General features: G+C 45.9%; 13 protein-coding genes. 9 read left to right on the plus strand and 4 right to left on the minus strand.

Going from position 1 to position 15,898, the window contains the following annotated elements:
• The first annotated feature begins 9 nt into the window (after window positions 1–9).
• The 8 genes from KDW99_RS02425 (at window position 10) to KDW99_RS02460 (ending at window position 10,053) form a co-directional block, all read left to right on the plus strand.
• Window positions 10–1,518: a tripartite tricarboxylate transporter permease gene (locus KDW99_RS02425; RefSeq protein WP_255827745.1), complete on the plus strand. Its 1,509-nt coding sequence runs from the start codon at window positions 10–12 to the stop codon at window positions 1,516–1,518.
• Window positions 1,515–3,086, plus strand: coding sequence for a galactarate dehydratase (garD, locus tag KDW99_RS02430; protein WP_255827746.1), 1,572 nt, complete (start codon window positions 1,515–1,517; stop codon window positions 3,084–3,086). The genes KDW99_RS02425 and garD overlap by 4 nt, the downstream gene beginning before the upstream one ends.
• Window positions 3,087–3,200: 114 nt before the next feature.
• Entirely contained in the window at window positions 3,201–4,109 is a 909-nt protein-coding gene (locus KDW99_RS02435; protein WP_205113294.1) for a 5-dehydro-4-deoxyglucarate dehydratase, read from the plus strand.
• A 68-nt stretch (window positions 4,110–4,177) separates the two neighbouring features.
• Complete coding sequence (locus KDW99_RS02440; RefSeq protein WP_255827747.1) at window positions 4,178–5,503, plus strand: glucarate dehydratase family protein; 1,326 nt, start codon at window positions 4,178–4,180, stop codon at window positions 5,501–5,503.
• Window positions 5,504–5,570: 67 nt separating this feature from the next.
• Window positions 5,571–6,317 (plus strand): FadR/GntR family transcriptional regulator, encoded by a 747-nt coding sequence (locus tag KDW99_RS02445; RefSeq protein ID WP_255827748.1) that lies wholly within the window; start codon window positions 5,571–5,573, stop codon window positions 6,315–6,317.
• Window positions 6,318–6,462: 145 nt separating this feature from the next.
• A complete protein-coding gene (locus KDW99_RS02450; RefSeq protein WP_255827749.1) occupies window positions 6,463–8,049 on the plus strand; it encodes an aldehyde dehydrogenase (NADP(+)) in 1,587 nt (528 codons plus the stop codon).
• An 89-nt stretch (window positions 8,050–8,138) separates the two neighbouring features.
• Entirely contained in the window at window positions 8,139–9,077 is a 939-nt protein-coding gene (locus KDW99_RS02455) for an AEC family transporter (protein WP_255827750.1), read from the plus strand.
• 22 nt (window positions 9,078–9,099) lie between these two features.
• Entirely contained in the window at window positions 9,100–10,053 is a 954-nt protein-coding gene (locus tag KDW99_RS02460; protein WP_255827751.1) for a 2-hydroxyacid dehydrogenase, read from the plus strand.
• 112 nt (window positions 10,054–10,165) lie between these two features.
• Here KDW99_RS02460 and KDW99_RS02465 read toward each other — a convergent pair whose 3' ends face one another.
• The 4 genes from KDW99_RS02465 to KDW99_RS02480 form a co-directional block, all read right to left on the minus strand.
• Window positions 10,166–11,437: a glucarate dehydratase family protein gene (locus KDW99_RS02465; RefSeq protein ID WP_255827752.1), complete on the minus strand. Its 1,272-nt coding sequence runs from the start codon at window positions 11,435–11,437 to the stop codon at window positions 10,166–10,168.
• A 90-nt stretch (window positions 11,438–11,527) separates the two neighbouring features.
• Window positions 11,528–11,650, minus strand: a complete 123-nt coding sequence (locus tag KDW99_RS02470) for a dihydroxy-acid dehydratase (RefSeq protein ID WP_255827753.1) — start codon at window positions 11,648–11,650, stop codon at window positions 11,528–11,530.
• A gap of 15 nt (window positions 11,651–11,665) precedes the next feature.
• Window positions 11,666–13,744: a TRAP transporter large permease subunit gene (locus KDW99_RS02475; protein ID WP_255827754.1), complete on the minus strand. Its 2,079-nt coding sequence runs from the start codon at window positions 13,742–13,744 to the stop codon at window positions 11,666–11,668.
• A 109-nt stretch (window positions 13,745–13,853) separates the two neighbouring features.
• Window positions 13,854–14,888: a TRAP transporter substrate-binding protein gene (locus KDW99_RS02480; protein WP_255827755.1), complete on the minus strand. Its 1,035-nt coding sequence runs from the start codon at window positions 14,886–14,888 to the stop codon at window positions 13,854–13,856.
• A 193-nt stretch (window positions 14,889–15,081) separates the two neighbouring features.
• Here KDW99_RS02480 and KDW99_RS02485 point away from each other — a divergent pair, with 193 nt between their 5' ends.
• Window positions 15,082–15,798 carry a GntR family transcriptional regulator gene (locus tag KDW99_RS02485; protein ID WP_255827756.1) on the plus strand — a complete coding sequence of 239 codons (717 nt, stop codon included), beginning with the start codon at window positions 15,082–15,084 and terminating at the stop codon, window positions 15,796–15,798.
• The last annotated feature ends 100 nt before the right edge of the window (window positions 15,799–15,898 follow it).

Below are 15,898 nucleotides of genomic sequence, written 5' to 3' on the forward strand. Positions count from 1 at the left end.
AGTGACTTTATGGAATTTCTTGAATTACTTTCACCGTCCTTCTTTTTATTAGCGGCGGCTGGATCCATTATCGGCATCATTTTTGGTGCTATCCCTGGTATGACAGCGACAATGGCCGTTGCGGTGTGTCTACCATTAACTTATACCTTGGGCTTACAAGAAGGCTTAGCGCTTTTGTTAGGGCTATATGTTGGCGGTATTTCGGGTGGTTTGGTGCCTGCAGTATTGCTCAACATTCCAGGCACGCCGTCGTCCATTACGACAACCTTTGATGGCTATCCGATGGCGCAACGGGGTGAAGCTGAGCGCGCCTTGAAAACCTGTATTGTTGCCTCTTTGTTTGGCGGTACGTTCAGTGCGATTGTGTTGTTCTTCTTTGCACCTGTCTTGGCTGATTTCGCTATTAAGTTTTCGTATATTGAGAAGTTCTTAATGATCTTTTTTGCAATGTCGGTTATTGCGTCATTGTCTAAAAATATTCTAATGGGCGTTTTTAGTGGGCTACTTGGTGTATTGCTTAGCTTGATAGGCACTTACGATGTATCTAACGGTGGTAATGGTGAGTATCGTCTAATGGCGCCGTTTATGGAGCCTTATTTAGCGTACGGCTTTTCGTTGTTGCCGGTGTTGATTGGTCTTTTTGGTATTTCAACCATCATTGAAGAGGCTGAAAAGGGCGCTAGAGAACCCTCTTTTGAAAATAAAGTCAGCCTAAGTAAAGGTACGCCGTTCCGCTTCAATATTTTCAAGGGCCAATTCAGTAACTTGTTGCGCTCTTCTTCGATCGGTACATTCATTGGCATGTTGCCTGGTATTGGTGGAAGTGCGGCGTCGATTTTAGCCTATACACAACAAAAGAACTTTTCTAAGCACCCTGAAAAATTGGGCAAAGGTGAGCCAGAAGGTTTGGTGGCTTCAGAGTCGGCAAACAACGGTTTGACTGGTGGTGCTTTGATTCCTTTGTTGTCGTTGGGTATTCCTGGCGACAGTACAACGGCTGTCTTGATTGGTGCCTTCACGCTGCAAGGTTTACAAGTAGGGCCTTTGTTTATCGGCGAAAATATAGACACATGGTTCTCGATGATAACGGCGCTTATGTTTGCCAATATCGTCATGTTTATCGTGATGTTCTATGCCATTCGTCATATCGCCAAAGTGGTGCTGATTCCGAAATTCATCTTATACCCAATCATAGTAATGATGTGTGCTGTAGGCGCTTATGCGATTAACTACGGCATCATGTTTGATGTGTGGACATTGTTCTTATTCGGTGTTGCAGGTTGGGTCTTTACTAAGATTGGTATTGAGATTGCGCCTTTGGTTATCGGCTTTATCTTGGGCAGCAGTGCCGAAGTGTATTTTGTGAAGAGTTTAGAGTCTTACGGTGAGTACTCCATTTTGTTCACCAAGAGTCCGATTGCGATGGTGTTATGGGGCATGATCATTTTATCAATCGTCGTGTCTGTGATGATCCATAGAAAAAGCAAACAACACGCGAATAAAGAGGCGAAGTCATGAGCGATTCTTATGTACTAATTCAAATACATGAAAGTGACAATGTTGCCATCATATTAAACCAAGGTGGTGCGCCAAAAGGTGCTGAGCTTCCAGGTGGAGTGGTCTTGTTAGAAGATGTTCCACAGGGGCACAAAGTCGCTTTGAGTGATATCGCTGATGGTGGTGAAGTGCGTCGTTACAATGAAGTGGTGGGCTACGCAAAACACGAGATTAAGCAAGGTTCTTGGGTGTCTGAGAAGGTAGTTGATATGCCAACGCCGCCAGCGCTAGATGAATTGCCGTTGGCAACTCGCGAAAAACCAGCCTTTGAGCCTTTGGAAGGTTACACCTTTGATGGTTATAAAAATCCGGACGGTTCAGCGGGCACTAAAAACCTGTTAGGTATCAGTACTAGCGTGCAATGCGTTGCCGGTATTACTGACTATGTTGTTAAGCTGATCAAAAAAACGCTTTTACCAAAGTATCCAAATGTGGATGGCGTTGTGGCACTCAATCATAGCTATGGTTGTGGGGTGGCAATTACTGCGCCTGCGGCTATCGTGCCAATTCGAACCTTGCAAAACATCGCTAAAAATCCGAACTTTGGTGGCGAAATAATGGTGGTAGGTTTGGGTTGTGAAAAGCTCTCGCCATCACGCTTGCTTGAAATAGACGATGAGCAGGCGATTAATATTTTGCCAAACTCTGAAGCGGCCAGGACCTTAGAAGATCATGTAGTGAGCCTGCAGGATGAAAATCATCACGGTTTCCAAGATATGGTCGACCATATTATGGAGATGGCCGAAGCGCACCTTGAACGTTTAAACAAGCGACGTCGAGAGCCGTGCCCAATTTCAGAACTGGTTGTTGGTATGCAGTGTGGCGGCAGCGATGCTTTTTCTGGCATTACGGCGAACCCCGCTGTTGGTTATGCGTCAGATTTGATTGTTCGTGCAGGCGGTTCTGTCATGTTTTCTGAGGTGACAGAAGTGCGTGATGCTATCCATCTTTTAACGCCACGAGCGGACACAGTGGAAGTTGGAAAGGCCTTGCTGCGTGAAATGCAATGGTACGACGATTACCTAAATCAAGGTCAAGCCGATCGCAGCGCAAACACCACACCGGGTAACAAAAAAGGCGGTCTGAACAACATAGTGGAAAAATCCCTTGGTTCCATTACTAAGTCGGGTAATAGCCCCATTATCGATGTGCTAAGTCCAGGTGAGCGTATTCGTAAACGAGGGCTTATATTTGCGGCAACGCCTGCCAGTGATTTTATTTGTGGCACCTTGCAGTTCGCTTCTGGAATGAATATCCAAGTATTTACCACAGGACGTGGTACGCCGTATGGCTTGGAGGTCGCCCCTGTTATTAAAGTGTCGACAAACTCTACTTTGGGTAAGCGTTGGCACGACTTAATTGATATGGATGCAGGACGTATCGCGAGCAAAGAAATTACTTTAGAAGAAGCAGGCTGGGAGTTGTTCCACCTCATTCTTGATGTCGCGTCAGGGCGTAAGCAAGTGGCTGCAGATAAGCTGGGCTTACACAATGATTTGGTCTTATTTAATCCTGCACCTGTAACCTAATTATTAGGCGAAATGTCATTGCTATTTGAATGTATAGTTGTATGATGTATAACAACCTAAAAATTTCTAACAAGCCTTAAGGCAAAGTTAATAACAAGAAGTGAGGAAAACAAAATGGCTTTTTCTGTTGAACAAATGCGCGGCGCTCTAAGTGATGGTCTTTTATCATTCCCGGTAACTGACTTCGATGCGAACGGTAAATTTAACGCTGAGACATATAAAGAGCGCCTAGAGTCGTTCATCAAGCACGGCGTTTCTTCAATTTTCATTGCTGGTGGCACTGGCGAGTTTTTCTCTCTTGATGAAGAAGACTTCCGCGAAATCGTTAAGGTTTCTGTTGCAACAGTAAAAGGTCGTGTACCAGTAATTGCTGCTGCAGGCCGCAGCGTAAAAGATGCGTCTAACTTTTCTAAAATTGCTGCAGATGCAGGTTGTGATGGTATCTTGTTGATGCCTCCATTCTTAACGGAATGCCCAGAAGACGGCATCATAGAATACGCATCGGCGGTTATGGCGAGCGCTGATACTCAATTTATTTACTATAACCGTGGTAATGGCATTTTAAGCGCTGAGTCTGTTAAAGAGCTGGCTGCTCGTAACCCGAACATGGTGGCGCTAAAAGATGGCGTGGGTAACATCGCAGCATTGAATGACACGATTAAAACAGTAGGTGATCGTCTAGTTTACATCGGTGGTGTTCCAACGGCTGAGATCTTTGCTGAAGCCTACCTTTCAATTGGTGTTAATACATATTCATCTGCTGCGTACAACTTCATGCCTGAAATGGCGATGGACTTTTATAAAGCATTGCGTGGTGGTGATCAGGCAACGGTAACGCGTATTATTCAAGATTTCTTCATTCCTTTCTGTCGCCTACGTGACACTAAGAAGGGTTATGCGGTAAGTCTGATTAAAGCTGGTGCGGCACTGAAAGGCATCTCAGCTGGCGATGTGCGTCCGCCTCTTACTATGCCAAACGCTGCAGATCTTGCTGCTTTAAAAGCGATTATTGAACGTAATTAAGCATTAAAGATTAAGGTGGGGGAGTTTACTCTCCCATTCGATCTAATAAATCGGGGAGAGCCCATCATATGTTTACAACAATTAAAAAAATGCAGGTAGTGCCAGTTGCTGGCTATGATAGTTTTCTGCTGAATCTTAGTGGTGGTCATGCACCATGGTTTATTCGTACAGTAGTAGTACTGGAAGATAATGATGGCAATATCGGCCTAGGCGAAGTGCCAGCAACCGATAAAATTATTTCTACACTGGAAGAATGTCGCGCCCTAGTCGAAGGGCAGAGCGTCGGAAAGTGGAAAAGCATTATTAGTGATGTGCGTAATGCGACATCCGGTAAAGCGGATGATGTTCGCGGTAACCAAACCTTTGACCTTAGAACGGCCGTTCACGTTATTACAGCAATTGAGTCTGCATTGTTGGATTTGGCTGGTCAAAATATGGGCTTACCTGTTGTTGATTTACTTGGTCAATATGGCAAACAGCGCGACGAAGTTGAAGCGTTAGGCTATTTATTTTTCCTAGGTGACCGCACCAAAACAAACTTGCCTTACCCAACCTATGACAATCCTGTTGATGAGTGGGATCGTGTTCGTGGTCTAGAAGCCGTGACGCCAGATTCTATAGCAACACTCGCAAAAGCCGCTTACGACCGTTATGGCTTCAAAGACTTTAAATTAAAAGGTGGTGTTCTTGATGGCCATCAAGAAGCAGATTGTATTCGCGCATTATACGAAGCTTTCCCTGAAGCACGTTTGACGTTAGATCCAAATGGCGCTTGGACGCTTGATCAGGCAGTAGAATATCTAGATCCAATTAAACATATGCTGAGCTACGCAGAAGACCCTTGTGGTCAAGAAGGTGCTTGGTCTGGTCGCGAGACCATGTCTGAATTCAAACGCAGAACCGGTTTGAAAACCGCAACAAACATGATCGCAACGGACTGGAAACAGTTTAAAAATGCAGTGCGTATGGATTCTGTTGATATTCCACTAGCGGATTGCCATTTTTGGACTATGCAAGGTGCCGTAGCCGTAGGTGAATTATGTAACGAGTGGGGCATGACGTGGGGATCCCACAGTAACAACCACTTCGATATTTCCTTAGCGATGATGACGCATGTTGCTGCAGCTTGTCCTGGTGAAGTGACCGCAATTGATACCCATTGGATTTGGCAAGATGGCCAGCGCGTTACCAAAGACCCATTAAAAATTCGTGGTGGCAAAATTACCGTACCAACTAAACCTGGTTTAGGTATTGAATTGGACCGTGAAAAACTGATGGAAGCGCACGAATTATATAAAACGTTAACCTTAGGGCAGCGTGACGATAGTCAGGCAATGCAGTTCCTTATTCCGGGTTGGACATTTGATTCTAAGAAACCAGCGCTTGTTAGATAGTTAGCACTGGGGTAATGTTCTGGGTTTTAGAATATACGGCGTATTTAGAATGGATGGGGTTAAAACGGTGGCTAAATCACTACAAATAGAGCGAGTAGGTAAGGGCGATAGCTTAGCAAGCAATGTTGCAAAACAACTTGAAAAGCAGATCTCGGCTGGCCATATTTCTGTTGGCGATAAATTACCAACAGAAAATGCATTATGCGACCTATTTGGTGTGAGCCGTACCGTTATCCGAGAAGCAATTACACAGCTTAAATCACTTGGACTAGTTGAAACGAAACGAGGGGTTGGTACCAGCGTTATTCGTGCTCAGTCTAGTGAGACGTTGTTTGCTTATCAGATTGACCCCACTGCCATTACCGATATTCTACATATCTTAGAAATGCGTTTGAGTGTGGAAACAACCGCTTGTGAGCTGGCTGCTTTACGTCGCTCAGAAGAAGACGTGGCAATACTTGAGAAGCATTTTAATGAGTTTGACGAGGCTCTAAGCCGAGGCGAATTAGCACGAAAAGAAGACTATGCTTTTCATTTAGCTATTTGTTCCGCTACTCGTAACCCTTTTCTTAAACAGTTCTATGAACAGTTTAATAAGAACGTTATCCCCAGAGCAAAGTTAATAAATACAGACTTGGAGCAAGTTGCAACAGACGAATACTTACGTCGTATTCGATCTGAGCACCTTGAGATCTTTAACTGTATTAGAGACCAAAATGCAGAAGGTGCCAGACAGGCAATGCATAACCATTTATATCGTGCCTATCACCTATATGAACGTTATCAAAGCGATAATACGTTTGATTTAGAGTGAGACCATTTTTACGCGCGATCAGATTATTGTATTGCACAAAGCCTTCACCACAATGTAATTGAGACGAACCTAGCTCGTTTCTTTTTATTGCTCGCGCGTGTTGTTTAAGCACGCGCTTATTTTGTACAAAAAAATTGGGGGAAACATGGATACGAAAGGGCTTCTTAAAGGCACTTCATTGGTGGCAGGTAACGATATTACTGGCACGCAAAAAGCCATTTATGCAATCAATCCTGCGACAAATGAAACACTTGAACCTGCTTATAATGGCGCAACCAAAGACGAAGTTGAGCAAGCGGTGAGTGCTGCTTGGCAAGCATTTGATCAATACCGTGCCATTAGTACAGAAAAACGTGCCGCTTTCCTAGAATGCGTCGCTGATGAAATTTTAGCATTAGGTGATGCCTTGGTAGAGCGTGCTATGGCGGAATCTGGTTTGCCAAAAGCGCGTATCGAAGGTGAGCGTGGCCGTACTATGGGGCAATTACGTTTGTTCGCTGGCGTTGTTCGTTTGGGTAAAGCTACGGATGCTCGCATTGATCCTGCTATGCCAGATCGTGCGCCATTGCCTCGCTCTGATTTACGTTTCCAAAAAATTGCCTTAGGCCCAGTTGCGGTCTTTGGTGCAAGTAACTTCCCATTGGCTTTCTCTGTTGCTGGTGGTGATACAGCGTCTGCATTGGCGGCAGGCTGTCCTGTTGTCGTAAAAGCACATTCTGCTCATCCTGGTACGTCTGAACTTGTTGGTCGCGCGATTACGGCAGCGGTTAAAAAATGCGGCCTGCCTGCAGGCGTTTTCTCTCTACTTTATGGCTCTGGCCGTGAAATCGGTAGTGCTTTGGTAGCGCACCCTTCTATTAAAGCCGTTGGTTTTACTGGATCTCGTAGCGGTGGCGTTGCGCTGATGAATATTGCTGCAAATCGTCCTGAGCCAATTCCTGTTTATGCAGAAATGAGCAGCATCAACCCAGTCTTTGTCATGCCTGAAAAACTGTCTGCTGAAGCGCAAAGTGTGGCGAAAGGTTTTGTTGGCTCACTTGCCATGGGCGCAGGTCAATTCTGTACAAACCCAGGCATGGTTGTTCTGTTGAAAGGCGAAGCGGCGGATAGCTTTAAAGCAACGGTTGCTAGCGAAGTACAAGCATTGGGCACACAAACCATGCTAACACCTGGTATTTACCAAGCTTACTGTGAAGGTGTTGAGAAACTGAACAACAACTCAGCAGCGGCACTGTTGGCGAAAGGTAATGATAGCGATCAACCAAACCAGTGTTGCCCACATGTATTCGCTACCAGTGCGAAAGCTTTCTTGGCTGATGCATCAATGGAAGATGAAGTATTTGGCTCAACGTCTTTGATCATCGAGTGCGATACCTTGGATGAATACAAGGTGGTGGCTGAGCATTTAGAAGGTCAATTGACTGCAACGGTTCAAATGTCAGATGCGGATGTCGAAGCCGTTCGAGCTTTGTTACCCACGCTAGAGCGTAAAGTCGGTCGTATCCTATGCAATGGCTACCCAACAGGTGTAGAAGTGTGTCATTCCATGGTTCATGGTGGTCCTTTCCCTGCAACATCTGATAGCCGTTCTACGTCTGTTGGTAGTGCGGCGATTGATCGCTTCCTACGACCAGTGTGTTACCAAGACTTCCCAAGCTCATTGATCCCTGAAGCCATTCAAGATAAGAATCCTTTGAATGTGCCGCAATTGGTGGATGGAAAGTTTAACTAAGTCACACTGATTAAGCTCCAATACTCGCTATTTCAAGGGGCACTTCGGTGCCCCTTTTTATTTGTTGCTGTGCTATTAGGGAGAGATTGATGGAAGCGACTGCTTTTACAGCTATTTTGGATGTGTCCATCCCCGTTTTGTTACTGATAGTGGTCGGGGCCTTTCTGCGTAATCGAGGTGTTATTGATGACAGCTTTATTGCTTCTGGCTCGCGCTTTGTCTTTGCTGTCGGCATGCCAACATTACTCTTTTTTAGCATGCTTGGGGCGAGTCCGAGTAATTTGATGTCATGGCAAATGCCGCTGTTTTTTGCGGTAGGTATACTGCTTACCTTCGGCTTCGCATGGTGGTTATCTGGCCGTGCGAAAGTGCCAGAACACGAGCGTGGCATCTTTATTCAAATCGCCTTTCGCGGTAATACTGGGGTGTTCAGTTTAGCCCTTGTGGTGAACATGTTCGGTGACGAAGGCGTCGTAATTGGCGGCGTTTTAGCCAGTATTACGTCTGTTATGTTTAACGTGTTGGCCGAAATTGCGCTGTCACGTTATCAAAAAGACCACACCATTAGTCACAAAGCATTGTTTGGCACAATCGTGCGCAATCCGATGATTGTTGGTGTTGTGGCAGGCATTATCGTGAATCTGATCGGCTTGCCGATTCCGAGTCAGGTAGTGACCACAGGTAAGTATTTAGGCAGTGTGACCTTGCCCTTAGCTTTGTTGTGCATTGGCGGGTCATTAGCCACTAGTCGCTTTATTCTATCGCGTCATATTTCATTAGCGATTGCGGTTAAAGTTTTTATTAGCCCAGTGATTTTAACCTGCTTGGCTGCATTATTAGGTTTCTCTGAGCACGAGCAGTTGTATCTATTTTTGTTCTTTGGTGCGCCCGTCGCAGCGTCAGCCTACGTCGTTTCTGTGGCGCACGGCAGTGACGGCAAAGTGACCGCGAATGCCATTGCCACATCCACCTTAGTCGGCTCAGTGGTGATCGTATTTATCGCACCATTGCTGTTGGCGATACTTTAAACGGACATAAGGAAATCATTACATGAGTAAAATTGACGTATTGGTCGTTTGGCCAAACCGCCCAGAACAAATGCAAATGCTGGCAGACACTTATGAACTGCACCGTTACGATCTGGCCTCAGCAGAAGAAAAAGCCGCCATGATCGGTGCTGTTGGTGACAAGATACGTGCGGTGGCAACCACTCACGGGGGCGGATTTGACGAAACCTTATTAGCGCAATTGCCGAATTTGGAAATCGTCTGTTCATCCAGTGTGGGTCTGGATACCATCTGTGTGGAAGCCTGCCACAAGCGCGGCATTCCTGTTACAAACACACCGGATGTATTGACCGATGATGTGGCCGATATGGCGATGATGCTCACATTGACTACTCTGCGTCGCATGTTGCCTGCAGTAGATTGGATTCAGAGTGGTCACTGGGTCGAGAAGGGCATGATGCCATTGAATACCTCCCTGAAAGGCAAGACTCTTGGTATTGTCGGCTTAGGACGAATTGGTAAAGCCATCGCAGCCCGTGCCGAAGCATTTGGTATGAATGTTAGCTACTTCAGCCGCCAAGCTAAAACGGATGTCGATTACCGTCATTACGATGATCTGATTGCCTTGGCAAAAGATGTGGATGTTTTGGCGCCAGTTATTCCCGGTGGCCCAGCGACAGAAGGTTTAATTAGCCGCGAAGTTCTGAACGCATTAGGTGAAAACAGCTATTTTATCAACGTTTCGCGTGGTTCCGTCGTTGATGAACAAGCGTTAGTAGACTTGCTCGAACAGCGTGCGATCAAAGGCGCAGGTTTAGATGTCTTTGTCGACGAACCGAATGTACCACAGGCGTTACTGTCTATGGATCACGTGGTCTTACAGCCTCACTGTGCTAGCGGCACTTATGAAACGCGTGCTGCCATGGCGCAATTGGTAGTGGATAATCTCGCTGCGCACTTTGCAGCTAAACCACTGCTTACGCCTGTTATTCTTTGATTTCCTAAATAAAAAAAGCTCGAATTTCCGTTAGGAAATTCGAGCAAACAGGAGCACAATTTTTTGCCTGAACACCAACTTTATTTGGTAAGGCATTCAAGGATTTAACGTCTTAGAAACGCGGTACTGTCCCTTTCCAGTCTGGTTGGTACTTGCGCATTTCCGCAACGTCATTACGGGCACGAATGCCACAGTTTTCGTAGTTTTTGGCTAACACGGCCAAGGCGTCTCTATCCAATTCCACACCTAAGCCCGGCTTATCAGGGACCACGACTGCGCCATTTTTGAATGGGATCTTACCGCCGATAATGACTTCCTCTTCTTGCCAAGGATAGTGAGTGTCACAAGCGTACGTTAGATTATCAATCGCTGCGGCTGCGTGAGTCATGGCCATTAAGCTGATGCCTAAGTGAGAGTTGGAGTGCATTGATAAGCCGATATCCCATGTTTTACACAACTGTGCCAGTTCTTGCGTGGCTCTTAGGCCGCCCCAGTAATGGTGATCCGACAAAATAACTTGCACTGAATCCAGCTTGATGGCCTTTGGAATGTCAAAGAACCCAATGACATACATATTGGTCGCTAATGGAATGTCGGTCATGGCGCTTACTTGTCCCATGGCTTCTTGGCCGTGGGTAGGGTCTTCTAAATATTGCAGTAGACCATTACCAAATTTGTCTAATAAACGCTTGGTGGTTTCCACCGTCCAACCACCATTGGGGTCAATACGCAGCGGCACATCAGGGAAGGCCTCACGCAGTGCTTCTAGCGCTTCAATCTCTTTTTCAGGCTCGAACACCCCTGCTTTTAGTTTGATCGATTGGAAGCCGTATTGATCAATCATCTTTTTCGCTTGCGCAACGATTTGCTCTGGCGTTACCGCTTCCCCCCACGTATCTACCCATGGATCTTCGGTAAAGCCATGACGTTCAAATTTGTAGAATAGATAGGCGCTGTAGGCGACTTCATCGCGTACTTTACCGCCTAATAAATCACACACAGGACGGCCTGTAATCTTACCCATCAGGTCTAAGCAAGCAACTTCGAAGGCAGAGAAAATACGTGGCACCGTGGTTGCACCCAATGTACCTGGGGCGATGTCTAGTCCTGAATTTGGATCCGGTAGAGTGACAACGGATTCAATTTTGTTACGGATCGCATTGACATTGAAAACATCCATGCCCACTAGATGTGGCGCGACTTGGCGCAATTGGCTGATGGTTTGTTCGTCACCATAACTTTCACCTAAACCGTAATGGCCGTCTTCTGTCTTTATTTCAATAATGGTGCGCAAGGCCCATGCTTCATGAACACCATAAACATTGAGTAGTGGAGGATCACGGAACGCAATAGGAGTAATTTCAATTTGTTTAATACGTGACATACGGTTATCTCCTGAAAAAGGGAGTCTTATCGATGACTGTCATCATCGATAAGATGGTTAAAAAGTGTGAATGGTTAATATCCTAAAGTGCTAGGCAAAACCTGCAGCGAGAGCAAACATACAAACGATTAAAATAGTGGCAACAATGCCCCCAGCAATCCAAGGTGCAATGCCGTAGCGGTCTATTTCAGACTGGTTATCGTGACCAATCATAAATATTCTCCTAGGTTAATTTCCGAGTGCTTCGGGAAGCCAAAGGGCGATTTGAGGGAAGCTCATGACGAGAATCAACCCGACAATTTGTAAGCCGATAAATGGCAACACAGAGATGAAGATTTCTTGCAGAGAAATGTCTTTTGGTGCGACTGATTTGAGCCAAAAGCAGGCTGGACCAAACGGTGGTGATAAGAAGTAAATCTGAATGTTGAGAACAAACAGAATACCAAACCAGACTTTTGCTTGATCTGGCGTCAGTCCAAGCTCGGGTGCTAGGGTCATGACGACGGGGGCAAAAACAGGAACCGTAATTAGCACGATGGCGATCCATTCCATAAATGTACCTAAGATCACCAAAATCAGCATCATTACCAAGATCACGCCAATGGCTGGAATGCCAAGGTTCATAAACAGTGAGCGCATAAAGTCCGCGCCACCGATTAGATTGAAGATACCGACAAAAGATACGGATCCCAGTACCAACCAAATGATGGTTCCCACGGTGGCCATAGAACCAACTAAAGATGCCTTCAGCATGGACCATTTAAATTCGTGACGTACTGCAGAAACAATCATGGCACCCAAGGCACCCACTGCCGCCGCTTCGGTGACCGAAGCGATACCGCCATAGATGGACCCCATCACACAGCCGATTAGCATAATGCTCAAGAATACTGCGCTCAGGCGAGCTTTAGACAGCTTACGTTCTTCACCGGTTAGTTCTGCTACTTCTTTCGCTGTTGGCGCTAATTTAGGGTTAATGTGTACACGAATCAGAACATACAGTGCATAGAAGACAGCCAGCATTAGCCCAGGTACAGCTCCTGCCATAAATAGATCGCCAATGGCGACTTCAGCAGACAGGCCGTAAACGATCATGATGATCGAAGGTGGAATCAGGGTAGCTAAGGCGCCTGCAGCACAAATTAGACCAATGCTCATTTTGCGGTCGTAGCCTAAACGTAGCATTTGAGGCAAAGCCACAAGGCCAAGCATCACAATTTCGCCGCCCATCACGCCAGACATTGCCGCGAGAATGACCGCCACCACTACGGTTTGTACTGCTACGCCACCGCGTAGATTGCCTGCGAATATCGACATGGCATCGAACAAATCTTCTGCGATACCTGACTTTTCGAGGATCGTTGCCATTAATACGAAAAAGGGAATAGCAATCAAGGTGTAGTGGTCAAGCAATGCTGCTGTGTTGGCGGACACTAAGTACAACCCACGGGGGCCAAAGAAGGCAATTGCCATGACGACTGAGACGATCAAGGTTACGATGCCCAGTGGCATACCTGTCATCATCAAAGACACCAACATTGCGACCATGATTAAGGATATTACCCCTAAGCTATAAGAGCGCATGTCCAGTGCTGCGCTTGGGTCTAGGCTTTGCCCTACCGCTGAGAAGTAACCACTCACGCCGTCGAAAATCGATCCAGGTCCAGAAATATAGGCCAGTACCCCATTAATAAAGTACAACACCATAAATAGACCGATTAGCTTCACCGCCGCTTTGGCCCATCGGCTGTTTACGTGACGCCATAGGTTAACGGTTAGCTGAGCGAGGTACATAAACCCACCCAGCATCAGTAAGGTTTTCAACAGCATCGGCATGGGGGAGTTAAACGCACTACCGGTACGTTCAATATGATCTATCGCCATGTAGGCGCGCATGGAAGCATCAGATAGCAACAGAAATAGCGCAACAATACCAATGCTGGATGCAAATAGATCAAGACGCCATTGGGCTTTAGGAGAGACAATATTGTGAATCACCGTAATACCAATATGGCGTTTCTTGAGCGTGATGTAGCCTGCCGACAGCATCCAACTTGCAGCGCACAGCACCATCACCACTTCAAATGCCCATTGTGTTGGCGAATTAAACACATAGCGGGCAACGACTTCCCATAAGGTAGCACCGGCCGCAACAAGGTAAAGTAGCGAAACCCCAATGCCAGAAAAGTGGCTAAAGTGATCTATGGGTGTGTATTCGAATTCTTCATGCGGCTGCGCATGCTCAATCGGGTTGTCGTCGGCAATTTCGACAATGTCATCAGCGTTGAGGCTCTGAGTTTTGGACATAGTGTTCACCTGATCTATCAGTCTACTGCATGGGTAGGCTTATTTTTATATGGAAAGTGCGGCGGCGGGACGATGTCCCAGCCGTCGCTAGTGGTAAAACACTCTTGAGCTAGAGTAAGCCTTTTTCGGTCATGAATTTAACGTGTGCTTTGTACACTTCGGTTGCCAGAGGAGATGCGCTACCAAAGGCTTCCCATGCTTCTTTTGCTATCTTACGGAAATCGTCTCGCTCGGATTGAGGCCAGTCGATGACGGTAATGTCGCCTTTGGCTTTGTCGCGTGCGACCAGCTCTTTATCTTTAGCATCTAGATAGGTGCGTAGGTCTGCGTAAGCGCTCAAGAACCATTCTGTTAGAGCAGCTTGGTCTTCTTTGTCTATCTTGTTCCAGGTTGCTTCATTGATGGTAAATTGCATAAAAGGCATTGAGTGAATGCCTGGATAAATTGGGTATTTGGCGACTTTATGCATGCCGCTGGCGTCATTGTTTGCGTACGCTGAGGAGTCAGCCGCATCAATCACGTTTTTCTCTAGGGCGGTGTACACCTCTGAACCAGGCAGCGATACAGGAGCTGCGCCAGCACGACGGAATACATCGGCAGCAAGACCTTCAGGGGAGCGAACTTTAAGCCCTTTCATATCTGCGACACCACGAACAGGTACTTTTGATACGAAGGCTTCGCGTTTTTCAGAGCTGCAGCCAATGACATGAACGTCGGGGTCGTATTTGTTGTACATCTTCTGTAGCAGCTCTTTACCGCCGCCTTGCATGCAAAACTCTTCAATTTGGGCTGGATTGTCATAACCTGCAATTAGGTCACCCATTAAGGCATAAGCGGGGTCTTTGCCTGCAAAATAGCTGGTTGCGGTTAAATCGCCATCCAAGATTCCCATAGAAACCGCCACAGGCGTTTCTTTATGTGAAACGACAGAGCCAATAGGTAGCAATTCTATTTGCAGGTCGCCTCCAGTCATTTCTTTTAGTTTAGGTATCCATATTTGATTCAAGCGAGTCAAACTGATGTGTGACGCATTAAAGCTGGTTTGGACCTTGAGTGTTTCAGCGTAGGTTGGAGCAACTGAAAAAGCTAAACCGGCCGTAATTAGAGTAGCGGTGAGAGTTTTAGGTATGGATTTGAGAGGCATTGTTCTTCTCCTGATTTTTAGATTTATTGTTAGGAATTGCTCTTTATGGTTTCTTATATACTAATATATTAGTTGGTTTTGTCATTTATATACTAATATATTAATTTCGATGCGCAAGTCTTTTTTCTTTCGTGCTGCAAACGGCTCTGAGATAATGACTTAACTATTTAAGGCAAAATATGGCTTCAATCTTATGAACCAGAAGAATAATTATTTGATTAAAAATTATTTAGAGCAGAGCAACGACTTGCCTCGTACAGCGGTTGATCGTGTGTATGATGATCTATTGCGTCGCATTGTTAGTTTAGAGCTTCCACCTGGATCCCAGCTTGTTCGAGGTGAGATGTGCAGTGAATATAAAGTCAGTCAAACACCGGTCAGAGAAGCATTACTGAGACTAGAGCAGGTGGGCTTGGTGAACGTTAAGCCTCAGTCTGGTACAGAAGTTTCTTACATCGATGTAAAACAATTAGAGCAGAGTCACTTTCTTCGAGAGGCGCTGGAGTTTGAAGTGGTGCGACAGTTAACGCTGATTTCAAACGAGGGAATTGTTTCACAGTTACGAGAGATTGTTGCAATGCAGGAGCAGGTTTCTACAGCAGACAGCGAGGACATTATCATGTTTGCTAAACTGGATGAGCTGTTCCATCGTTCAATGTTTACTGCCATAGGTCATGAGTCTTTGTATAAATTGGTGCGTTCAAGGTCTGGGCATATGGATCGTGTGCGACGCTTGCATTTACCTTCTGAAGGCAAGATTCGCAGTGTTCTGGCTGGACATACGGCAATTGTTGATGCGATAGAGAGTGGTTCGCCAGACAAGGCCTTTGAGGCGATGCGTGATCATTTGGCGGGCACTATTTCAAGAGTACGTATTCTGCAGGAGGAGTTCCCAGAGTATTTCTGTTAACCAATATGCAGGTTTTGGCTCAAGATAAAAATCCCTTGAACATTCCTTAATTGATCAACGAGAAGTTAGTATAAAATAGGCTTTTTTAAGTATTGATAGA

Source organism: Marinomonas rhizomae (assembly GCF_024397855.1).
GTDB lineage: Bacteria > Pseudomonadota > Gammaproteobacteria > Pseudomonadales > Marinomonadaceae > Marinomonas > Marinomonas rhizomae_A.